This is a genomic window from Roseateles sp., assembly GCF_039595295.1.
Taxonomy (GTDB): Bacteria; Pseudomonadota; Gammaproteobacteria; order Burkholderiales; family Burkholderiaceae_C; genus Roseateles.
Window position 1 is genome coordinate 1 of the sequence record NZ_JBCNLU010000001.1, and the last position, 20,874, is coordinate 20,874.

Consider the following 20,874-nt stretch of genomic DNA (forward strand, 5'->3'; position numbering starts at 1 on the left):
TAAATGGCCGAGCATCCGGCCATGCAAGACATCGACCGCATCGAAGCCGTCCGGCGCTTCAATCGCTTTTACACGCGCCGCATCGGCGTGCTGAACGAGGGCTTGCTGGATTCCGAGTTCAGCCTCACCGAGTGCCGCATCCTCTGGGAGCTGGCGCACCTGGAGGCGGGCGAAGGCCTCACCGCGACCGAGCTGGGCCGGCTGCTCGATCTGGACGGCGGCTATCTGAGCCGGCTGCTGCGCGATCTGAAGTCGCGCGGTCTGGTGCGGGCGACGCGCAGCGAGCTCGATGCGCGGCAGTCGCTGCTGACGCTCAGCCCGTCGGGGCGCAAGGCCCTCAAGCCGTTGGAGAAGCGTTCACAGGAGCAGGTCGCCGAGTTGCTGGGGCCCTTGAGCGAGGGCCATCGCGGCGAGCTGATGCAGGCGCTGCGGCGGGTGCATGAGCTGCTGGACGCCACGCCCGATCGCGAAGCGGCGAAGCGCGCGCTGATGCTGCGGCCGCATGGTCCGGGCGACATGGGATGGGTGATCGCGCGGCATGGCGCGCTCTATGCGAAGGAGTACGGCTTCGACCTGCGCTTCGAGGCGCTGGTCGCGCGCATCGCCGCGGACTTCATCGATCGCTTCGATTCACGCCGCGAAGCCTGCTGGATCGCGGAGCGGGACGGCGTGAACGTCGGCAGCGTCTGCCTGGTGCAGGCGCGCGAGGAGCAGAACGAGGCGCCTATCCCCGGCGTCGCGCAGCTGCGGCTGCTGCTGGTGGATCCCGCGGCGCGCGGGCTGGGCTTGGGCGATCGGCTGGTCGCCGAATGCCATCGCTTCGCCCGCGAGGCGGGTTACCGGTGCGTCCGGCTGTGGACCAACAGCCAGCTCGACGCCGCCAAGCACATCTATCGCAAGGCGGGTTATGAGCTCATCGCCAGCGAGCCCTTCCAGGGCTTCGGGCGGGTGGATCTGGTCGGAGAGACCTGGGAGCTGGCGCTCTAGCTCCCTCCGCGCCGATCAGGGCTTCTCGACCACCACGGTCATGAAGACCGCCTTGGTGGGCTCGGCGCTGATCGACAGCTGCAGTCCGCCGAAGGGCAGTTGCACCGACGAGTTGCAGCTGATGAACTTGCCCGGCGCGGCGATGCAGTCCGCCCCGTTGCGGTAGCGCATGCCGGCGAAGGGCGAGTTGAAGGTGATGGTGTCGATGTGGTTGTCCGAGCCGAAGATGCGGGTCACCTTGTTGGTCGTCGCGTCGGCGCTGGTCACCGTGTTGCTGTCCGTCGAGATCGCGAAGACGCCCTGCGAGTTGACGTTGAACTGCCAGTAGTCGGCGATGCGGTTCAGCGTGGGCAGCACCAGCGCTTCCTGCTTGGTCAGGATGGTGACGCTCTTGTCGCTGTTCAGCGCGACCATCATCGGCTTGCCCGCCGCGTTGCGGTAGGCGAAGACGCGGGCCTGCGCGCCGCGCGGATCGTTGGCGTAGTCGAAGCCGCCGGAGGTGTTGGCCACCAGGCCCCCCTTGGGCGTGGCGTCCGTCGCGCAATCGCTGATCGTCGTGCAGTTGTGGGCCAGGCCGTTCTTGCCGTCGACGCCGAAGACGGTGTCGCCGAAGCCGCCCGCCGCCACATTCGAATAGGTGAAGGTGTTGTAGGTGCCGGCCAGCGCGGCGACGTCCAGCTTCTGCTCCGGGAAGGCGACGCCGACGAAGCCGGTCTTGCCGGTGCCCAGCACGAACATGGCCACGCCGGACTTGGACACCAGCACGCGGGTGTTGCTCAGGTTGGTGACGGCGTAGTCGCAGGCGGCGACCTTGGACAGGGTGTAGGTGATCGCGCTGTTGGAGACGGTCAGCTTGGCCGGGTCCACGGTCATGAGCTGCGAGGTGCCGCCGGTCAGGTCGATCAGGCGCAGCGGGCCGGCCTTGAGCGAGGGGCAGTCGGTGGCCGCGCGGGCCAGCACCGTGCCGACGGCGGCGCGGTTGGTGTCGATGCCGATCTTGGCGGAGCCGGAAACGGCCGCGGTCAGGTCCGGCAGGGAGACGCTGGCGGCGGTGAGCATCGCGCCCAGCTTGTCCAGCACGCCGTCGTAGCCGGCGCCGCTGCCGGCGGTCAGCGTGCCGGCAATGATGTCGGCCACGGCGGTGGTGTCCAGGCCGGCGGCGCGCAGCGTGGCCAGCAGGGCGGCCTGCGCCGAGATGACGTCGGCCGCGTTGATCGCGGTGCCGGCGCTGAAGCCGGTGACGAAGTCCTTGGGATCCCTGCCGGCCAGGTGCGCGATCAGCAGCTCCGACAGCGGAGTGATGTTGGCAGTGGTGTTGGCATTGCCGCTGCTGGTGCCGGCGGCGATGGAGTGGAGCTCGGTCTTGCCGTCGGCGCTGGTGGCGGTCAGCACGCAGGGCAGGGCGCCGTCGGTGATGGTGGCGCTGAAGGCGCCGGCGGTCGAGGCGGTCGAGGTGACGCTGGCGCCCTTGGCGCAGCTGACCTTGACGGAGGCGCCGGCCATGGCGGCGCCGGTGGCGGCCGTGCCCTTGACGACCAGCGAGGTGGTCGCCACCGGGGGCGGGATCACCGGCACGGTCTGGACGTTGTTGTTGGCGCCGTCACCGCCGCCGCAGGCCGCGAGCAGGGCGGGCAGCAGGATGGCGGAGGCGAGCGCGCTGGCCCGGAAAGCGTGTGGGCGATATGACATGGGAGTCCCTCGTGGTCGGCGTCGTTGTTTTGTCCGGAACGTTTCCGGCACATTTCCGAAGTTGCGGATTCTGGGCGATATGAGGACAAGCCCGCGTGACGACGTTGGGCGAATCCCACGCGATACCGGGCCCATTCGTGACGTCTGACCGGGTCCCCCCGGAACGAGGGGGGAGGAGGTCTGCTCACTCCACGTCCACCCGCCTCCCGCGATCAAGCCGCCGCCGCTCGAGGCGCCGTCGTCGCCGTGTCATATGTCATGACGTAGTGCTGATGCGCCGGCAGCTGCTTCACCGTCCGCTCGATGCGGTTCCGGATCCCGCCGAGAAAGTCCGCCAGCTCGGCGTCGCCCATCAGGTCAGCGGTCGGATGATGCTGTTCCGGGGTCAGGCCTTGCCCCAGCATCACCTGCACCCACGAGTTCTCCGAGAAGAGCTCGTTGTGCCCCCGGAAGACCCGTCCCGATTCGCGGAACAACGCGATGCGATGACGCAGCGTGGGCGGGATGGACATCTCCCGAAGCTCACGCCACATCGGCGCGTCCGAGCGATCGGTCACGTGGTAGTGCAGCACGATGAAATCGCGGATGTGCTCGAGTTCATCGGCCATCTGCGCGTTGAACTCGGCGACCTCGGACGCGCGGATCCCGTCCTTGGGGAAGAGCTGCATCAGCCGGATCGCGCTGCGCTGGATGAGGTGGATGCTGGTCGACTCCAGCGGCTCCAGGAAGCCGCTCGCCAATCCGACGCCGACGCAGTTGCGCTTCCAGACCACGTCCCGCTGACCGGGCTTGAAGCGGATGGTCCGCGGCGCGGTCAGCAACTCGCCCTCGATGTTGCCGAGCAGCGCCGCGCAGGCGCTGTCGTCGTCGACGTGTCGGCTGCTGAAGACCACGCCGTTGCCGACACGGTGCTGCAGCGGGATCTGCCACTGCCAGCCCCAGGGATGCGCGATCGATCGCGTGTAGGGCACGGCGTCCCGCACCGACGCGGTCTGTACCGCGATCGCGCTGTCGCAGGGCAGCCAGTGCGACCAGTCCTGATAGCCCACGCCCAGCGCCTGCCCGAGCAGCAGCGATCGCATGCCCGTGCAGTCGATGAAGAGATCGCCGTCGATCGCCGCACCGTCGGTCAGCCGCAGCGCGCGGATGTCGCGATCCTGCGGCGCCGCGCCGTCCGCGCCCTCGTGCATCAGCACCTCGGCGATCTTGCCCTCGATGCGCTGCACGCCGTGGCCCTCGCTGAAGCGGCGAAGGAAGCCGCCGTAGAGCGTGGCGTCCAGATGGAAGGCGTAGCTCAGGCCCTCGTCCGGCAGATGCGCGAAGCGGCCCTCGCGCGCGGCGCGGTATTCCAGGCAGTAGTCGCCGTAATTCGAAGCGATCCCGCGCTCCCGCCCCTTGAGCCAGAAGTGCTGGAAGCCGGCGGTCCAGTGATCGACGCCCGTCGTCCCGAACGCATGCATGTAGGACCGGCCATCCGCCCGCCAACCTTCGAACTGGATACCGAGCTTGATCGTGGCCTGAGTCGCCGCCATGAACTCGCGCTCGTCGATGCCCAGCAGCTGATGGAAGGTGAGCATCGTGGGAATCGTCGCCTCGCCCACGCCCACGGTGCCGATCTCGTCGGACTCGATCAGCCGGATGTCCAGCTTCCGGCCGAAGTGGCGCGACAGACAAGCCGCCATCATCCAGCCGGCCGTGCCGCCGCCGGCGATGACGACGCGCCGCACCGGGCGGAGGGAGTCGGGGCCGGCATCGTGGGCGGCGGGCGTCGTGCTCATCGGGGGTGTCTCCTGCTCCTACGCTTCACCGCTGCGCGAGCCGCTGCATCAGATGACCGCGCAGATGCCGCGCGCCGTCCGCGCTCAACGGATCCAGCGCATGGCGCGCGCGCTCGGGGATGTGGGCCGCCGTCGTCGCGTCGGCCTGGAACACGTAATGGTCGAAGATCCCGCGCCAGGCCTGGCGCTGCGGCTCGGGCAGCTCGCGCATCGACAGCAGCGCCATCATCAGCGCCAGCACCGGCGGATCCATGTGGGCCGGCGACTGCCGCCACCAGTAGTTGATCAGCACGTTGAACGCGTCCAGCGCTTCCACCTGATGCCACCACATGCTGGGGATGTAGAGCGCGTCACCGGGACCGAGCTCCGCGACCTGCGCGTGCGCCAGCGCCTGCGCGAAGCGGGGGAAACGCTCCAGATCCGGATGCTTGAGATCCACCAGGCTGACCGGCTGCCCGGCCGGCGTGAAGTCGATGGGACCGACGTAGAGATTGGGCAGCTGCTCCGGCGGGAACAGCGTGAAGCGGCGATGGCCGGCCGCGACGCAGGCGATGTTGTCGGGCAGGTCGTAATGCGGCGCGATGCGGCTGCGGTTGCCCAGCCAGATGCTGGCCAGCGCGTCGGGCGCGACCACCAGCTCGTTCTCCGCGAGCAAGCCCGGCAGGCAGTCCTCCACCGTGGTCGAGCCGACGTAGTAGCAGGGCGGTCGCGGGTCGTCGGCGATCCTCAGCAGCTCGGCCATCAGCGCGGGGAGCGGCGCGTCGGCCCGGCCGAAGTTCATGCCGGTGAAATCGTCGTTGTAGAAGATGCGGCCGTCGATCTCCGGCGGGCCGGTCATGATCGCCACCGGCGCGCCGCGCCAGCAGCCGTGCAGGTAATCGACCGCCGCGCGGTCGGATCGCAAGGCCGCCCGTACCAGCGGCCACTGCGACACGAGGCCGCGCAGCACCACCGGCTGCGCGGCCTCGATCAGGTCGGGAGGAAGCCGACCCGGGACCAGGTCGTGGCACTCGCGGATCGGCTTCATGCGGCGGGACCTCTCGCGAGGTCAGAACTTGTAGCGGAGACCCAGCATATAGCGGCGTCCCGTCTGCGTGACCGAGAACACTTCCTGCTCGGTCCGGCCATGCTGACGCAGGATGGCGTCGCCCAGGTTGATGATCTCGGCCTGCACGCTCAGGCGCTCGCTGACGTTGTAGCCCAAGCTCACGTCGACTTGCGAGTAGGGCTCCGTGTAGACCGGCGCCGAGCGGCCCAGCGTGTTGCCGTCATTGACCGCGGCCAGGAACTTGTCGCGCCAGTTGTAGGCGATCCGGACGCTGAAGCGCGCATCCTCGTAGAAGCCCACCAGATTGGCCGAGTCGCTCAGCCCGATCAGCGCGTACTGCTGGTCGAAGCTCATCGGGTCGTACTTCAGCCCCGACTTCACCTTCGTGTAGTTGGCCGCGACGCCGAAGCCCGAGTTGCCGAAGGCGTGCTGCACGTTCAGCTCGAAGCCCTTGAGCGTGTTGGACTGCGTGTTGGCCGGCACGGTGATCTGGAAGTTGGCCACCGGATCGTCGGGCTGGCCGGTGATCGTGCCCACCGCGTTGCCGTTGTCGTCGAAGCCGGTCCGCACCACGCCGTTCGTCCCGTTGTACTTGTTCAGGATGTAGTTGCGGATGCAGGTCAGGTCGTTGGCGCAGGCGCCGGTGCTGGAGGCCTCGTTGTAGAGCTTGCCCCCGATGGGCGTATGCAGGTTGAAGGGCGTCGAGTTCTCGATCGTCGAGCCGATGTAGTTGGAGATCTTCTTGTAGAAGAGGCCCGCCGACAGATAGCTGGACTTGGCGTAATAGAACTCCATCGACAGATCGAGGTTCTTGGATTTCAGCGGCTTCAGGCCCGGGTTGCCCTGCGCGCCCGTCCCGCCGTTGACGCGCGCCAGGTCGTTCAGCGTCTGGCCGCCCTGGATCGCGTCCCAGCCCGGCCGGCCGATGGTCGTGCCGTAGCTGGCGCGCAGCTTGAGCTTGTCCGTCAGATCCGCGTCCCAGTCGATGCTGGGCAGCCAGTACTTGTAGCTGCCGTCCAGCGTGGTGAAACCCGGATCGCCCTTGCGCACGGTCAGCTCGTTGTTGGAGCCCCAGCTGATGCCCGTGGCGATCGGCACCAGCGCGCTGGAGTTGACCTTGGTCTTCTCGTAGCGCAGGCCCAGCGTCGCGCTCATGGGCACGCCCAGCTCCCATTCGCGGGTGTACTCGGCGTAGGCGCTGGTGGACTTTTCGGTGGTGCGGCGGTCGGTGCTGAAGTTGGGCGAGGCCAGGTACATCGACGGATCGCTCCAGGCCTTGGCGGCCAGGTCGCGCACGGTGCCGAAGTCGAAGGTGTAGAACTGCGTGAACAGCCGCGGATCGCCGACGCCGCCCAGCTTGCCGAAGAAGTTGCGCAAGTCCTGCGGCAGCCAGACGTTGTCCGGATAGTCCGCCGCCTTGGTCGCGCCGCCCCAGGTGTCCAGCTGCACGTTGGAGTAGGCCGAGCGATTCTTCACCTTCGCCAGCCCGACGCCGAAGTCCAGCTTGGATTCGTCGTCGATCTTCCAGCCGCCGCGGATCTGCTGCTGGTCGACCTCGGCCTTCATGTAGCTGTTGCGGAAGGACGAGCCGGTGACCAGCTGCTTGGACGCGTCGCGCTGCGTGGTCGGCATGATCAAGATCGGCATCTCGTTGCTGAAGTCGACCGTGGTCTCGCCGCGGTTGAAGCTGGCGCTGCCGATGACGTTGTTGGTGCCCCAGGGGCTGTCGGCACCGGAGGTGGCCGTCGAGCGATGCGCGTCGAACTCGAAGCGCAGGCGGTCGCTGGCCTTCCAGTCCAGGTTGAAGCCCAGCGACTTGTTGTCGTTCTTGGTGGCGAAGTCGCCGGCGCCCATGGCCAGGTCGGCGTTGCCGGCGGTCTGCAGCTCGGTGTAGCTCAGCGGCGCGGAAACCGGACCGCCGGTCCAGGAGCTGCTCGAGGGGCCGAAGCTGAACCAGGCCGACAGGTCGTTGCGACGCGTGTGGACCTTGTTCTGCGACAGGGTGTAGTCGACCGTCGCGGTGAGCGACTTGACCGGCGCCCATTGGAAAGTCACCTGGCCGTTCGTCCGCTCACGGCTGATGCCGTTCATGTTGTAGTTGACGTTCTGCGGCAGCGAGTAGACGTCGTTGGGACCGGGCCGGTTGGTGATGCGCTCCGCGCCGGGCTGACCCGGCTGCGGCAACGCCGGCAGGTTGGGGCCGGCGACCTCGCTGCCCTTGAACGGAAGCCAGCCGTTGGGAACGCCGGCGCTGTTGTAGCCCAGGTCGCGCTTCTGGAAGCTGCCCGAGACTGCCAGGCCGATGGTGCCGTCGGCGAAGGTGGAGCTGTAGATGCCGGAGAGCTCCGGCGTGACGCTGTCGCCCTTGAGGTTGTCCGGCAGGCGCGAGTTGCCGCCGTCGTGCACCGCCTTCAGGCCGATGCTGGCGATGGTCTTGCCGGTGTCCAGCGGACGCGCGGTCTTGATGTTGATGGTCGCGCCGATGCCGCCGGTGGGCGTGCTGGCGCGGCTGGTCTTGTAGACCTCCAGCGCGGCGATCGATTCGGACGCGAGGTTGGCGAAGTCGAAGGCGCGCGAGTTGGACGGGCCGGTGTCGGCGAGCGTGGACGCCGGCATCTGGCGGCCGTTGAGCAGCACCAGGTTGAAGTCGGGCCCGACGCCGCGCACGGTGACCTTGGAGCCTTCGCCCATGGAGCGGTCGATGGACACGCCCGAGATGCGCTGCATCGACTCGGCCAGGTTGGTGTCGGGGAACTTGCCGATGTCCTCGGCCACGATGCCGTCGACCACGCCGTGCTGCTGGCGCTTGAGGTTCATCGAGGTCGACATCGACTGGCGGATGCCGGTGACGACGACGGTGTCGATCTGCTGCGCCTGTTCCTTGCGCGCGGACTCGCCCTGCGCGGCGGAGGCTGCGGCCTCGGGCGCGGCAGGCGCCTGCTGCGCCTGGGCGGCGACGGACAGGGTCAGCATCGCGGCGGCGCAGGCGGCGGCGACGGGCAGGGGACGCGGCGCGTGAGCGGCGCGCGACCGGGGGGTATGGACGTGCTTCATTTGTCTCCTTCTTATCTCTCAGACTTGGCCGGGGAACCCGTCTTTGGCGGGCCCGATGGGGCAGGGCAAGCTGGATCCGATGCTTCGGCGGATGTGTTTGAAAGCGCTTTCAGAATTTATCCGCTTCGGCTCCGGGTCCTCTACTGACTTTCCCTAGCGAGGGGGTTGGCGCCACACGGGCGCGGGGGACTGCGGTACTGCTGAACTTCGGGAACGGGGATCGCTCGGCCGCGCGGCCGGGCGATCGACCGACGGCGCGATCAGGCGGCCATCGCGGCCTCGCGCGCGGGCAGGGCGCGCGCGTCGGCGTCGAAGCCGAGCGCGTCGGACGCCTCGGCGACCAGGCGCACCGCGTCGCCGTCGCGCAGCATGGAAGCGCCCGCAGGGAGCTTGGCGGTCCACAGCCCCGCAAGGCCGTCGACGCGCAAATGAAGAATGGACACGTCGCCCAGATGCTCGGCCAGCACGACCGTGGCCGGCACGCCCTGACCTTCGCCGGTGAGGCGCAGGTGCTCCGGCCTCAGGCCTAGACGGCGCGCGGCGGGGCGGGCCGGGCCGCCCAGCAGCTCCCACAGCTGGCGCCAGGGACCGGGCGCATCGGCGCCGGGGCGCTCGACGAAGTTGATCTTGGGCGCGCCAAGGAAGCCGGCGACGAACTCGTTGTCCGGGCGCTGGTAGAGGTCCATGGGCGCGCCGAGCTGCTCGATGCGGCCCTGGTTGAACACGGCGATGCGGTCGCCCATGGTCATGGCCTCGACCTGATCGTGGGTGACGTAGATCATGGTCGTGCCGAGCTGCTGATGCAGCCGGGTCAACTCGATGCGCATGTCCACCCGCAGCGCGGCGTCCAGGTTGGACAGCGGCTCGTCGAAGAGGAAGACCCGGGGCTTGCGCACGATGGCGCGGCCGATGGCCACGCGCTGGCGCTGGCCGCCGGACAGCTGCTTGGGCGTGCGCTGCAGCAGGTCGGTGATGCGCAGGATCTCGGCGGTGCGGCGGACCTGCTCGTCGCGCTCGGCGCGGCCCACGCCGGCCATCTTCAGCGCGAATCCCATGTTCTCCGCCACCGTCATGTGCGGGTAGAGCGCGTAGCTCTGGAACACCATGGCCGCGCCGCGATCGGCGGGTCGCAGGTCGTTGGCGCGGGTGCCGTCGATCAGCAGGTCGCCGCCGCTGATGTCCTCCAGGCCCGCGATCATGCGCAAGGTCGTGCTCTTGCCGCAGCCCGAGGGTCCGACGAAGACCATGAACTCGCCGTCGCGCACGTCCAGGTCGATGCCGCGAATGACTTCGTTGTCACCGTAGCGCTTGCGGATGCCGCGCAGCGTCACTTGTCCCATGGGGTGTGGCTCCGATTGCGTTGATCGTGGGGTCGAAAGCGGCTTGCTTCAGCCGCGGCGCTGGCGCAACGCGCGCTGCCGCAGCACGAAGTCGCGATAGGCCAGCGCGCTGTCCTTGGGCGTGCGGCGCTGGGTCGCGTAGTCGACATGCACGATGCCGAAGCGCTTCACGTAACCGGAGGCCCACTCGAAGTTGTCCATCAGGCTCCACACCATGTAGCCGCCCATGGGCACGCCCTGGCGCAGCGCGTCGCCGACCGCCGCGATGTGGGTGTCCAGATAGCGGGTGCGGTCCTCGTCGTGCACGCGGCCGTCGGCGCCGACGGGATCCTTGAAGGCGCCGCCGTTCTCGGTGACGTACAGGCGCGGGACCGGGTACTCGCGATGCAGTCGCACCAGCAGGTCGGTCAGGCCCTGGGGGTAGACCTCCCAGTCCATGTCGGTCAGCTCCAGGCCGCTCTTCTTGGCGTCGAAGCTGCCGTCCGCGCTGACCATCACGCGCGAGTAGTAGTTGATGCCCAGGAAGTCGATGGGCACGCGGATCAGGTCCATGTCGCCGGGCTGGACGCGCGGCGCGGCCTCGCCCAGATCGTCGATCACGTCCTGGGGGTACGAGCCCTTGAACAGCGGATCCATGTACCAGCGGCGCAGCTTGCCGTCTTCGAGGACGGCCTTGGCGCGATCGGCCTCGCTGTCGGTGGCGGGGTACATGGGCGCCAGGTTGAGCACGATGCCCAGCGAAGCCTTGAGCTTCAGCGCGCGCATCGCGCTGATCGCGAGCCCGTGGCTGACCAGCAGGTGATGCGAGACCTGCGCCGCGAGCGCGCGGTCCTTGAGGCCGGGCGCGAAGATGCCGGTCTCATGGCCCAGCTGGGCGACGACCCAGGGCTCGTTGTGCGTGGCGATGGAGACGACGCGGTCCCCGTAGCGCTTGGCGATGCCGATCGCGTACTCGACGAAGCGATCGACGGTGGCGCGGCTGCCCCATCCCCCGATGTCCTGCAGCGCCTGCGGCAGGTCCCAGTGGTTCAGCGTCAGATAGGGCTTGATGCCGCGCGCGATCAGGCCGTCGACGATCTGGTCGTAGAAGGCCAGGCCGGCTTCGTTCCAGTCGCCGTCGCCGGAGGGACGCACGCGCGGCCAGGACACCGAGAAGCGGTAGGCGTCCACGCCCAGGTCGCGGATCATGTCCAGGTCCTGCTCCCAGCGCTGGTAGTGATCGCAGGCGGTGTCGCCATTGCTGCCGTCGGCGATGACACCGGGCTGGCGGCAGAAGCGATCCCAGACGGACGGCCCCTTGCCATCGGCATCGTGGGCGCCTTCGATCTGGAAGGCGCTGGTGGCCACGGCCCAGACGAAGTCGGCGGGGAAGTCCATCGCCGAGGCGGTCGGCAGGGCGGGGGCGGAGGCAGGAGTCGAAGTCATCGAGTCGCGTGAGGGGTGTTCGTTGGAAGGGGCGAAGGCGCGCGGCGGCGGGCCAGGCGCTTCACTTGACGGCGCCGACGGTCAGCCCCGAGATGAGCTGCCGCGAGCACAGGACGAAGAGCACGATCAGCGGCAGCGTCGCGATGGCGGAGCCGGCCATCAGCGCGCCCCACTCGGTGTCCACCGGGCTTTGCAGGCTGCGCAGCGCCAGCGGCAGCGTGTACATCTCGGGCGAGCGCATGACCACCAGCGGCCCGATGAAGTTGTTCCAGGAGGAGATGAAGGTGATCAGGCCCAGCGTACCCAGCGCGGGCTTGAGCAGCGGCAGCACGATGCGGGCGTAGATGCCCAGCTCGCCGCAGCCGTCCATGCGGGCGGCCTCGACGAGCTCGCGCGGGACGGCGGAGCCGATGAACTGGCGCATCAGGAAGATGCCGAAGGCGCTGGCCGCGCCGGGGATGTAGAGCGCGCGCGGCTGATCGATCCAGCCCAGCAGGTCCATGATCATGAAGCTGGGGATCATGTTCATGAAGCTGGGCAGCAGCATGGTGCCCATGACCAGGCCGAATAGCGCCTTCTTGAAGCGGAACTCGTACATCGCGAAGGCGTAGCCGCCCATCGAGCAGAACAGCAGCGTCAGACCGGTGTTGCAGACGCCGACGTACAGGCTCAGGCCCAGGTTGCGCCAGAAGGGCAGGCGCTGGGTGAGGATCTCGACGTTGCGCAGGAAGTCATCGCCGAACCACAGCGGCGGGGGCAGGCTGAAGATCTCGGTGCGCGAGTGGGTCGCGAAGACGAACATGAAATAGAACGGCGCCAGCATGATCAGCGCGCCGGCGCCCACCAGCAGGTAGGCGGCCCAGGCGGTCATGCGCGGCGGCTGCGCGGCGCGCGGCGCGGCGGCGTCGAGGGAGGCGGGCATCGTGGTGCTCATGGGGCGGATCGCTGGAGGCTCAATCGCCCTTGGGGCGGAAGGCGCGGTTGGTCAGCCACGTGAGCGCGGCCACGATGAGGAACAGCAGCCAGGACATCGCGCTGGCGGCGCCGAAGTCGTTGAAGTCGAAGGCGTTGCGGTACAGGTAGACCGCGGCGCTCATGCCGGCCTGGTCGGAGCCGCCCTTGCCGCCGGTGAGGATGAAGGGCTCCTCGAAGAGCTGCAGCCCGCCGATGACGCTGAGCGTCACGCCGAAGAAGATCATCGGCCGCAGGCTGGGCAGCGTGATGTGGAAGAACTGCTGCAGGCGGCCGGCGCCGTCCATGGTGGCGGCCTCATAGAGGTCGGGCGGGATGGTCTGCAGCGCGGCCAGGTAGAGCACCACGTTGAAGCCGACGTAGCGCCAGAACACGATCATCGAGATGGCGGGTTTGAGCGCGTCCGGATCGTTGAGCCAGTCGATGGCGGACTGCGGCATCAGATGGCCCAGCACCGGGAACTCGCGCAGCGTGGCCAGGGCGATGTTGATCAGGCCGTAGTCGGTCGAGAACAGCGAGCTGAAGAGGATCGCGATCGCGACGGAGGAGGTGATGTAGGGCAGGAAGTAGGCCCCGACCATCGGATTGCGCCAGCGCTTGAAGGCGAGGTGCAGGAAGGTCGCGAGCGGGATGGCCACCAGGTGCTGCGGCACGCCGGAGGCGATCGCGAGCCAGCCCGTGTTGCGCAGCGACTTCCAGAACCACTCGTCCTTGAGCGCGAAGGCGAAGTTGTCCAGGCCGACCCAATGCATCGCGCCCAGGCCGCTGGTGGGCTCCCAGCTGTGGAAGGCCAGATAGAGCGAGAACAGCAGCGGAAACAGCCCGAAGACCACGAACAGCACCAGGAAGGGCGCCAGCAGCGCATAGGGCGCATAGCGTGGCGACAGGCGCAGGGCGGGGGGAAGACGCAGGTTCATCGTCGTGGCGTCCGTTCAGCGCCGCGCGCGTTGCAGCAGCAGGCGCTTCGCATCGGCGAGCGCGGTGGCGATGTCCTTGCCGCGGTCCAGCACCTTGTCGAGCTCGGTGTCGATGACTTCGCGGGCGAAGGCGTCCTGCTTGTGCACCGGGAAGGCGCGGATGTGGGCGGCGGCGTCGCGCCAGTCGCGGCGCGCGCTCTGGCCGCCGAGGAAGGGCAGCGGCTGGTCGAAGAAGGGATCGGTCTGCGCGTCGATCAGGGCGGGGAAGGCGTCCTGGACCTTGAAGGCGGCGAGTTGCTGATCGCGGTTCATCGTCATGAAGCGGATGAACTCGAAGGCCAGGGGCTTGCGGGCGGCGTCGCCGTGGCGGGCGATGGCGAAGAAGGTGCCGCCGTAGGCTGCATAGGCGTTCTCGGGCAGCTGCGCGGCGCGCCATTTGCCGCGCGTGCCGGGCGCGAGCCAGCTGTTCAGGTGGCCCGCGAGCCAGGCACCGGCCATCTGCGTCGCGATGCCGCCGCGGCGGAATCCCTCGGTCCAGTCGGAGGACCAGGCGGTGACCTTGGCGTCCAGCTGCTGGCGCCGGACCGAGCGGGCGAGCTCGAAGGCGCGCACGAAGCGGGGCGTGGTCACGAGAGGGCGCGAGTCCTTGTCGTAGTACAGGCCTTCGCCGGGCTGCAGGCCGGTGCGGATGACGATGTCCTTCATGTCGCGCGCATGGGCGAGCAGGAAGGCGCCGGTGGCGGACTTGATGCGCACGCCGGCGGCGACGTAGCCGTCCCAGCTGGCGGTGAGGTCGGCTTCGCGCAAACCGGCGCGGGCGAGGAGGTCGCTGCGGTAGAGCAGGGTGCCGGGGCCGATGTCGGTGGGGACCGCGACGACGGCGCCGGTCGGGCCGGTCGCCTGATCGAAGGCGTAGCCGACGAAGTGGTCGCGGTACTGGCGCAGCGCGTAGGGCGGCTGGGAGAGGTCCTCGAGGCCGGAGCCCTGGGCGAAGCGGCCGAGGTAGCCGATCTCCAGCGCCATCACGTCCGGCAGGCCCTTGGCGGTCGAGAGCGCCGTGGTCATCGCGGTGTGGTGGTCGTTGAGCTCGCGGCTGATGACGCGGATCTCGACGTCGGGGTGCAGGCGATTCCAGGCAGGGATCGCGGCCCGGACGATCTCGTCGACGGCGGGGAAGGCAGCCACGGTGAGCGTGGTGCCGGCGATGGCAAGGCCTGACCCCGCGAGGCTCGCGCCCAGGATCAATGCCGTCGCCAATAGCCGTCGGGCCCACTGCCGCATGCTGGATGTCTCCGTGTCGATGTTGTTATGAAAGCGCTTTCATGATATCGATCACTGGAGGGGAAACGTACCAGGGTTATCGCTAGGGAGGCGGAAGACCCTCTCAGACCGCCCGCGTCGACGACCGAATGATGAGCCGCGGCTCCGGCAACTGCGCCGTCGGCTTTTTATCCGCGAGCAGATCCAGCAGCGCCTGCGCCGCACACCGCCCGAGTTCCAGCCCTGCCTGATGAATCGTCGTCAAAGGCGGGATCGAATGCGCCGCCCCTGCCAGATCGTCGAATCCCACGATCGACACATCCTCCGGCACCTTCAGCCCACGCCGATAAAGCGCCAGCGACGCGCCGAACGCCATCTGATCATTCGCCGCGAAGATCGCGCTGAACGGCTCGCGGCTGTCGATCAGCCGCTCCACCGCCATGAGCCCGCTCTCCTCATGGAACATCCCCGGCAGCACCAGCGCCGGCTTGAACTTGACACCCGCCGCCTCCAGCGCCGCGCGATAACCACGCAGCCGCTCCTGCGCATCCGGATGCACCGGATCCCCGCTGATGAACGCGATCCTGCGATGCCCCTGCGACAGCAAGTGATGCGTCGCCAGCCGCGCGCCCTCGAAGTCATTGAAGTTCAGCGAGTACAACCCGCCCGCCTTCAACGTCCGCCCGGTCACGACCACCGGCAGCTCCTTGCCGAGCTTGCGCAGCGCGTCGTCGCTCAGCCGCCCGGTCAGCACGATCAACCCATCCACACGCCGCGCTCGCAGCGTGTCGATGCAGCGCTGCTCTTCCTTCGCATTCCAATGGCCACTCGCGAACAGCGGCACATACCCGGCCGCGTCGAGGACCTCCTCGATCCCCCGTAGCGCGACCCCGTAATACGGGCTGTCGATCGCCTGCGTCACCACGCCGACGCTGAGCGAGCGTCCACCGGCGAGCACTCGCGCGATGGGATTGGGGACGAAGCCGAGCTCGGCGATGGCGCGGTCGACGGCGTCCTTCTTCTCCTGGCTGACGACGGCGGTGCCGTTGAGGATGCGGGAGACGGTGCTGGGCGAGACGCCGCTGTGCTCCGCGACCATGCCCAGCGTGACCTTGGCGGCGGGGCGAGTCTTGGAGCTCTTCATGGGTGGCGCGCTCGTGGCGGTGGGATGGGGCGCGAGTTTAAGGGACGCTCCCGGCCCGTCCGCAAGCGGGTGCGCCCGCCCCCGCCCTGCAGCCCATCCGAGACTCGCACGCACGCCCTCGCGACCTGAGGCGCGAAAGACGGCGTGAATTGTTCACGCCCTACCCCGAAGCTACCTTCCCCCCATTAACTCCCGATGAATCCCAGTCGCCCAGGCAGGGCGATTCCGGGCATCACCCAAGCTGTAACGAAGCATTGCAAGACTCCTCGGGCACTCCCTTGCACACCCCTGCATTCCTGAACTCCCAAGGTTCTGCCCGATGTCTCTCAAACACCGTCTCGCCCTTGTCGCGCTTCTTTGCGGCGTGGTCTGTCTGCTGCCCACCGCGCAGCTCGGCGTCAACCTGATCTCCGCCCTCCACACCGTGCGCGTCGAGCGCGCCGCGCTCCCCGCCAACCAGGCCTGGCAACGCGTGATCGCCGATCTCGCCGAGCACCGCATCGCTTCCGCCACCGCCGGCTCCCATCCCGAGCAAGCCGCCGCCCGCGACGCCGCCGCCGCCAAGCTCCAGAAAGACTTCGACGCCGTCGGCGCCGAGCTCGCGTCCGTTCATGACAGCGCCTCGCTCATCGAGGGCGCGGACAAGCTCCGCGCGCAGTTCAAGGCGCTGCACGACAAGGGCCCCAATCAGATGCTCAACGTCCAGGCGCCGCAGTACCGCGCGCTCGTCGACGGCATCTTCGACGCCATCGCCCAGCTCAATGCGCAGGGCGGATTGATGCAGCAGACCGACGGCGCGATGGTCCAGAACATCGTTGCCGGTCTGCAGATCGCGCCCCAGCTGACAGACACGCTGGCCGAGCTCGGCGCCATCGCCTCGGCCGCCGCGGTCGACGATGTCGCCGCCGTCGGCAACGCCGCAGGCCGCTATCGCGCGGACCTGCGCCAGCTCAGCGGCGCGCTGCGCCAGGCCGCGGCCGTCGACACCGAGCGCGCCGCCGATTACGCCGAGACCCTGCAGCGCGTCGATCAGCAGCGCCAGGTCGTGCTGGAGGCGCTCGAGGCGTCAGCCAGGGACGTGAACTATCCGCTGGACCAGCTCGTCGCCACGCTGAAGAAGGGCGCGGTCCTGCAGTCGCAGCTCTCGACGCGCGTGATGGACGGCGTCGCCCAGCGGCTCGACGAGCGCGAGGTCGGCACGCAGCGCCGTCTGATGCTCACGGCCGTCGTCGTCATCGGCGGTCTGATCGCGCTGGGCCTGTTGCTGTGGCGCACGCTGGTCGGCGTGTGGCGTCCGATCCGCGAGGCTGAGATGCTCACCGACCGCATCGCCCATGGCGACCTGACCGCCGACACGCCGTGGCGATCCAACGACGAGGCCGGCCGCATGATTGACGCGATCCGCTCGATGCGGGACCGGCTGCGCGCGCTGGTGACGCAGATGCAGGTCGCGTCCGGCGAGATCCACGGCGCGGCCGATGAGATCGCGTCCGGCAACCAAGACCTGAGCGTGCGCAGCGAAACCACCGCCGCGCGCGTCGAGGAAGCCTCCAACAACATCCAGCGCCTGTCCGACACCCTGGACGGCACCGCGCAGTCCTCGGCCCGCGCGCGCGGTCTGGCCGACCAGGCCAGCGCCAGCGCGGTCAACGGCGGCAAGCTGGTGCAGGGCTTCGTCGACACCATGGGCGCCATCGGCGCGAGTTCGCATCGGATGTCGGAGATCGTCTCCGTCATCGACGCGATCGCCTTCCAGACCAACATCCTGGCGCTCAACGCCGCCGTCGAAGCGGCCCGAGCGGGGGAGCAGGGACGCGGCTTCGCCGTCGTCGCTTCCGAGGTCCGCAACCTGGCCAAGCGCAGCGCCGCGGCGGCCGGTGAAGTGAAGGTGCTGATCGGCGATTCGGTGAGCCGTGTCGAGCGCGGTCAGCACGAGGTGCAGACGGCCGGTGCTGCGATCGTCGGCATCGAACGCGGCATCGCCGCCGTCAGCGCCGAGATCGAGCGCATCTCCCATGAGATCGCCGAGGAAGCCACCAGCCTGCAGCAGCTGCGCGGCACCTTCGGCGACATCGAGCGCACGGTGCAGCAGAACGCCGCGCTCGTCGAGGAAGCGGCCGCCTCCGCCGCCTCGCTCAACGATCAGGCGGAGCGGATGAACGAGCTGGCGTCGGCATTCCGGTTGGCGTGATCAGGCGCACGCGCGCCTCGTCCAGCAGCTCGACAAGCTCGGACGAGGCGACGAAGCTGGCGAAGGACGCAGGCGTGTCCTTGTCCGCATCCGTCCTTCCGCTGTCGCGCAGCCAGAGGGCGAGTCGATAGCTGCGCTCCAGCAGCGCGGCCAGCGTAGACCGCTCATCGAGCTCAGCGCGCACCCGCGTGGGGCCCGCGTCGGAGCCGCCCCGCGCCACGCGAGGGTTGTCATCGCTCACAGCGCCCGCCACAGGTTGGCCGCGCCGAGCGCGATGAACACCAGGAACAGCGCGCGCTGGAAGGTCGTGGCGCTGATGCGCGCCCGCACCAAGGCGCCGACGGCCAGTCCCGCCACCGCCGCGCCCAGCGCCACGAAGGACGGCGTCGAGAGCAGCGTGCCGCCTTCGAAGGCATGCAGGCGCGCGGCCAGCGCGAGCGTCGCGACGGTGAAGGACAGGCCGAGCGCTTGAATCATCGTGTCCTTGTCCAGCTTCAGCGCTTGAAGATAAGGCACCAGCGGCAGCACGAAGACCGCCGTCGACGCGGTGACGAAGCCGGTGGCGAGTCCCGCCGCGAGCCCGATCCACCAGGCGCTTGGCGAGACCTGCGGCACGACCGGCTTCCACAGGCCCCACACGCCGTAGACGACGAGGATCACGCCCAGCGCCAGTCGCGCATCGATCGGCGCGAGGGCGCTCAGGTCCGGCGAGCACACGGTCGTCACGACCATGCCCAGCCACACCGGCCAGAGCATCGCGACCAGCCGTCGCCACGCCGGTCCCAGGCACTGCGCGATGTTGGTCACCAGCGAGGGCATCACCAGCAGCGTCGCCGCATGGGCCGGCGCCATCCACAGGCCGAGCAGGCTCATCGCCACCGTGGGCAGGCCCATGCCCGTGATGCCCTTGACGCCGCCCGCCAGCACGAAGACCGCCGCGATGGCGATCCAGGGGGCGAGCATCGCCAGGCTCATGTCGAATCCGGTCGTGTTCATGGGCGGCATCTTGCGGGGGAGGGCGCGCGCTGTCGATCTCGAAGTGCGGCGGATATCCTTCGGCGCAGCAAGAGGATGACGAGGATCCGCATCATGACGAATCTAACCACCGCCCGCGCTACCGCCCGCTCTACTGCCCGCCCCATCGCCCGAACCATCGACTACCGCGTCGATCCCTTCGACCTGCAGCTCTTCGAGGCGGTGGTCGCGCAGGGCTCGATCACCGCGGGCGCTCAGGTGATGAGCCTGTCGCTGGCGGCGGCGAGCGCGCGCATCCAGGCACTGGAGCACCGCGTCGGCGTTCGACTGCTGGAGCGCTCCAAGTCAGGCGCCGTTGCGACCGACGCCGGGCGCGCGCTGTCGAGGCAAGCGAATCGCGTGCTCGCGGAGCTGGATTCGCTTCATGTGGCGATGTCGGCCTTCGGGCACGGGCTACGCGGGACGGTGCGTCTGCTGGGCAACACCGCGGCCATCGTGGAGGCGCTGCCGCCGCGCATCGGGCGCTTCCTCGCCGAGCATCCCGACATCGACGTCGAGCTTCAGGAGATGGCCAGCGACGCCGCGCTTCAGGCCCTGCGCGACGGCGTCGCCGATGTGGCGATCGTCGCGGACCATGTCGACACGAGCGGTCTGGACGCGCGGCCGTGGCTGGAGGACGAGTTGGTCGCGCTCGTGCCGGCGACGGGCCGCAAGCGCGCGGCGATGCGCTTCGTCGAGTTGCTGGAGCAGCCCTTCGTCGGGCTCGCGGCGGACAGCGGGTTGAGCCGCTTCCTGGCGATGCAGGCCGCCCGCTGCGGCCGGGTGCCGCATCACCGCGTGCGGGTCAGCGGCTTCGATGTGGTCGCGCAATTGGTCGAGTCCGGTGCGGGCGTGGCCGTGATGCCGCGCGGCGCTGCGGAGCGGCGACCCTCGCCGGCGCTACGCGTTGTGCGGTTGAATGAACCTTGGGCGCGTCGCACGCTGCTCATCTGCCACTCCGCGCAGGCGCCTTCGCTGCCCGGCGTGCGGGCTCTGATCGAGTCGTTGACGTCGCCTTCCGAGCACGCGGTCTCGACGAAACGGCGGTGGGCGCGGCGCGCGGCTTCGACACAGGCTTCGGCTCCGACTCCGGTCCCCAGCCGGCGAGCACGGCGTCGATGAAGGCGCCGAGCTTGGGCAGGCGCTGCCGATCGGGCGGATAGATCAGGTGCACCTCGCGCGCGGGCGGGGCGAAGTCCTCGAGCACCGCGCGCAGCCGCCCGGCGGCGAGGTCCTCCGCGAGCACCACCTCGGCCTGCATCACCAATCCCAGTCCCTGCACCGCCGCGCGCCGCAGGCATTCCGCCTGATTCGCGGTGAAGCGGGACGACTGCGGCCATTGCATCCGCGTGCGGCCGTCGGCGAACGCCCATTCGCTGCGGCGCTGCCAGACGGAATGGCTCAGGCACTCATGCCGGGTGAGATCGGCGACGGTGAGCGGTTCGCCATGGCGCTCGAAGTAGGACGGGGCGCCGGCCACCACCATGCGGTAGGGGCGCAGTGGGCGCGCGACCATCCCGTCCGCATGCAGCCTGCCGACGCGGATCGCCGCGTCGAAGCCCTCGCCGAGCAGGTCGGTGAGGCTGTCGCTGAGATGGAGCTCGACGCTCACCTGCGGATGCCGGGCGAGGAAGTCCGCCACCAGCGGCGCGATCGCGAATTGCCCCAGCGCGATCGGGACCGAGATGCGCAGTTGGCCTTGCGGCTCGCTGCGGTTGCGCTCGACGGCGGTCTCGGCCCAGCGGACCTGCTCCAGCACGCGACGGCAGTCCTGGGTGAAGGCTTCGCCGATCTCGGTGAAGCGGTGCTGGCGGGTGGTGCGCTGGATCAGCACGCCGCCGAGGTGGCGCTCCAGCGCCTGCACGTGGCGGCCCACCATCGCCGGGGTCAGGTCCAGCGCCCGCGCGGCCGCCGCGAAGCTACCCGCGTCGGCGACGGCCACCAGCACTTCCATGCTCCGAAGCTTGTCGAACATGATTCGATCCAATCGCTATGGAATGAAGAAACGAAGGTGGACTTTATCGAATCGATGGTGATGGAAAGAATGAGGGCCTT

Annotated in this window: 15 protein-coding genes and 1 pseudogene; 3 read left to right on the forward strand and 13 right to left on the reverse strand. The window is 68.9% G+C overall.

Annotated features, from left to right (window positions below):
* The first annotated feature begins 21 nt into the window (after nucleotides 1-21).
* Entirely contained in the window at nucleotides 22-987 is a 966-nt protein-coding gene (locus ABDW59_RS00005) for a bifunctional helix-turn-helix transcriptional regulator/GNAT family N-acetyltransferase (protein WP_343627240.1), read from the forward strand.
* A gap of 15 nt (nucleotides 988-1,002) precedes the next feature.
* Here the strand turns inward: ABDW59_RS00005 and ABDW59_RS00010 are convergent, their stop codons facing one another.
* The 10 genes from ABDW59_RS00010 to ABDW59_RS00055 all read right to left on the reverse strand — a co-directional run bounded on the left by ABDW59_RS00010 (nucleotide 1,003) and on the right by ABDW59_RS00055 (nucleotide 15,614).
* On the reverse strand, nucleotides 1,003-2,676 hold the full coding sequence (locus ABDW59_RS00010; protein WP_343627241.1) for a hypothetical protein: 1,674 nt from the start codon (nucleotides 2,674-2,676) through the stop codon (nucleotides 1,003-1,005).
* A 212-nt stretch (nucleotides 2,677-2,888) separates the two neighbouring features.
* Nucleotides 2,889-4,454 carry a tryptophan halogenase family protein gene (locus ABDW59_RS00015; RefSeq protein ID WP_343627242.1) on the reverse strand — a complete coding sequence of 522 codons (1,566 nt, stop codon included), beginning with the start codon at nucleotides 4,452-4,454 and terminating at the stop codon, nucleotides 2,889-2,891.
* 25 nt (nucleotides 4,455-4,479) lie between these two features.
* Nucleotides 4,480-5,481, reverse strand: coding sequence for a cupin-like domain-containing protein (locus tag ABDW59_RS00020; protein WP_343627243.1), 1,002 nt, complete (start codon nucleotides 5,479-5,481; stop codon nucleotides 4,480-4,482).
* Nucleotides 5,482-5,502: 21 nt separating this feature from the next.
* Nucleotides 5,503-8,556, reverse strand: coding sequence for a TonB-dependent receptor (locus tag ABDW59_RS00025; RefSeq protein ID WP_343627244.1), 3,054 nt, complete (start codon nucleotides 8,554-8,556; stop codon nucleotides 5,503-5,505).
* Nucleotides 8,557-8,816: 260 nt separating this feature from the next.
* Nucleotides 8,817-9,896, reverse strand: coding sequence for an ABC transporter ATP-binding protein (locus tag ABDW59_RS00030; protein WP_343627245.1), 1,080 nt, complete (start codon nucleotides 9,894-9,896; stop codon nucleotides 8,817-8,819).
* 48 nt (nucleotides 9,897-9,944) lie between these two features.
* Nucleotides 9,945-11,321 (reverse strand): GH1 family beta-glucosidase, encoded by a 1,377-nt coding sequence (locus ABDW59_RS00035; protein ID WP_343627246.1) that lies wholly within the window; start codon nucleotides 11,319-11,321, stop codon nucleotides 9,945-9,947.
* A gap of 61 nt (nucleotides 11,322-11,382) precedes the next feature.
* Nucleotides 11,383-12,255 (reverse strand): carbohydrate ABC transporter permease, encoded by an 873-nt coding sequence (locus tag ABDW59_RS00040; RefSeq protein WP_343627247.1) that lies wholly within the window; start codon nucleotides 12,253-12,255, stop codon nucleotides 11,383-11,385.
* A gap of 19 nt (nucleotides 12,256-12,274) precedes the next feature.
* Nucleotides 12,275-13,210, reverse strand: coding sequence for a sugar ABC transporter permease (locus ABDW59_RS00045; protein WP_343627248.1), 936 nt, complete (start codon nucleotides 13,208-13,210; stop codon nucleotides 12,275-12,277).
* 15 nt (nucleotides 13,211-13,225) lie between these two features.
* Nucleotides 13,226-14,491 carry an extracellular solute-binding protein gene (locus tag ABDW59_RS00050; protein ID WP_343627249.1) on the reverse strand — a complete coding sequence of 422 codons (1,266 nt, stop codon included), beginning with the start codon at nucleotides 14,489-14,491 and terminating at the stop codon, nucleotides 13,226-13,228.
* Nucleotides 14,492-14,594: 103 nt separating this feature from the next.
* A complete protein-coding gene (locus ABDW59_RS00055; RefSeq protein ID WP_343627250.1) occupies nucleotides 14,595-15,614 on the reverse strand; it encodes a LacI family DNA-binding transcriptional regulator in 1,020 nt (339 codons plus the stop codon).
* 319 nt (nucleotides 15,615-15,933) lie between these two features.
* Between ABDW59_RS00055 and ABDW59_RS00060 the strand changes: the two genes are divergently transcribed.
* Nucleotides 15,934-17,805, forward strand: coding sequence for a methyl-accepting chemotaxis protein (locus tag ABDW59_RS00060; RefSeq protein WP_343627251.1), 1,872 nt, complete (start codon nucleotides 15,934-15,936; stop codon nucleotides 17,803-17,805).
* On the opposite strand, the gene ABDW59_RS00065 is transcribed toward ABDW59_RS00060, so the two are convergent.
* Nucleotides 17,750-18,046 carry a hypothetical protein gene (locus ABDW59_RS00065; RefSeq protein ID WP_343627252.1) on the reverse strand — a complete coding sequence of 99 codons (297 nt, stop codon included), beginning with the start codon at nucleotides 18,044-18,046 and terminating at the stop codon, nucleotides 17,750-17,752. The two genes, ABDW59_RS00060 and ABDW59_RS00065, sit on opposite strands and share 56 nt — an antisense overlap.
* Complete coding sequence (locus ABDW59_RS00070) at nucleotides 18,043-18,801, reverse strand: TSUP family transporter (protein WP_343627253.1); 759 nt, start codon at nucleotides 18,799-18,801, stop codon at nucleotides 18,043-18,045. Before ABDW59_RS00070 ends, ABDW59_RS00065 begins: the two co-directional genes overlap by 4 nt.
* Before the next feature lie 93 nt (nucleotides 18,802-18,894).
* On the opposite strand from ABDW59_RS00070, the pseudogene ABDW59_RS00075 reads away from it, so the two are divergent.
* Nucleotides 18,895-19,767, forward strand: a pseudogene (locus ABDW59_RS00075) (LysR substrate-binding domain-containing protein); the annotation flags it as partial.
* Here ABDW59_RS00075 and ABDW59_RS00080 read toward each other — a convergent pair.
* Nucleotides 19,766-20,794, reverse strand: a complete 1,029-nt coding sequence (locus ABDW59_RS00080) for a LysR substrate-binding domain-containing protein (RefSeq protein ID WP_343627254.1) — start codon at nucleotides 20,792-20,794, stop codon at nucleotides 19,766-19,768. The pseudogene ABDW59_RS00075 and the gene ABDW59_RS00080 sit on opposite strands and share 2 nt — an antisense overlap.
* Between the last annotated feature and the right edge of the window lie 80 nt (nucleotides 20,795-20,874).

Excerpts from the sequence above, each read along its gene's own strand:
- ABDW59_RS00055 (WP_343627250.1), bottom strand. The coding sequence starts at position 15,614 with ATGAAGAGCTCCAAGACTCGCCCCGCCGCCAAGGTCACGCTGGGCATG.
- ABDW59_RS00030 (WP_343627245.1), bottom strand. The coding sequence starts at position 9,896 with ATGGGACAAGTGACGCTGCGCGGCATCCGCAAGCGCTACGGTGACAAC.
- ABDW59_RS00015 (WP_343627242.1), bottom strand. The coding sequence starts at position 4,454 with ATGAGCACGACGCCCGCCGCCCACGATGCCGGCCCCGACTCCCTCCGC.
- ABDW59_RS00005 (WP_343627240.1), top strand. The coding sequence starts at position 22 with ATGCAAGACATCGACCGCATCGAAGCCGTCCGGCGCTTCAATCGCTTT.
- ABDW59_RS00020 (WP_343627243.1), bottom strand. The coding sequence starts at position 5,481 with ATGAAGCCGATCCGCGAGTGCCACGACCTGGTCCCGGGTCGGCTTCCT.
- ABDW59_RS00040 (WP_343627247.1), bottom strand. The coding sequence starts at position 12,255 with ATGAGCACCACGATGCCCGCCTCCCTCGACGCCGCCGCGCCGCGCGCC.
- ABDW59_RS00080 (WP_343627254.1), bottom strand. The coding sequence starts at position 20,794 with ATGTTCGACAAGCTTCGGAGCATGGAAGTGCTGGTGGCCGTCGCCGAC.
- ABDW59_RS00050 (WP_343627249.1), bottom strand. The coding sequence starts at position 14,491 with ATGCGGCAGTGGGCCCGACGGCTATTGGCGACGGCATTGATCCTGGGC.
- ABDW59_RS00025 (WP_343627244.1), bottom strand. The coding sequence starts at position 8,556 with ATGAAGCACGTCCATACCCCCCGGTCGCGCGCCGCTCACGCGCCGCGT.
- ABDW59_RS00010 (WP_343627241.1), bottom strand. The coding sequence starts at position 2,676 with ATGTCATATCGCCCACACGCTTTCCGGGCCAGCGCGCTCGCCTCCGCC.
- ABDW59_RS00060 (WP_343627251.1), top strand. The coding sequence starts at position 15,934 with ATGTCTCTCAAACACCGTCTCGCCCTTGTCGCGCTTCTTTGCGGCGTG.
- ABDW59_RS00035 (WP_343627246.1), bottom strand. The coding sequence starts at position 11,321 with ATGACTTCGACTCCTGCCTCCGCCCCCGCCCTGCCGACCGCCTCGGCG.
- ABDW59_RS00070 (WP_343627253.1), bottom strand. The coding sequence starts at position 18,801 with ATGAACACGACCGGATTCGACATGAGCCTGGCGATGCTCGCCCCCTGG.
- ABDW59_RS00045 (WP_343627248.1), bottom strand. The coding sequence starts at position 13,210 with ATGAACCTGCGTCTTCCCCCCGCCCTGCGCCTGTCGCCACGCTATGCG.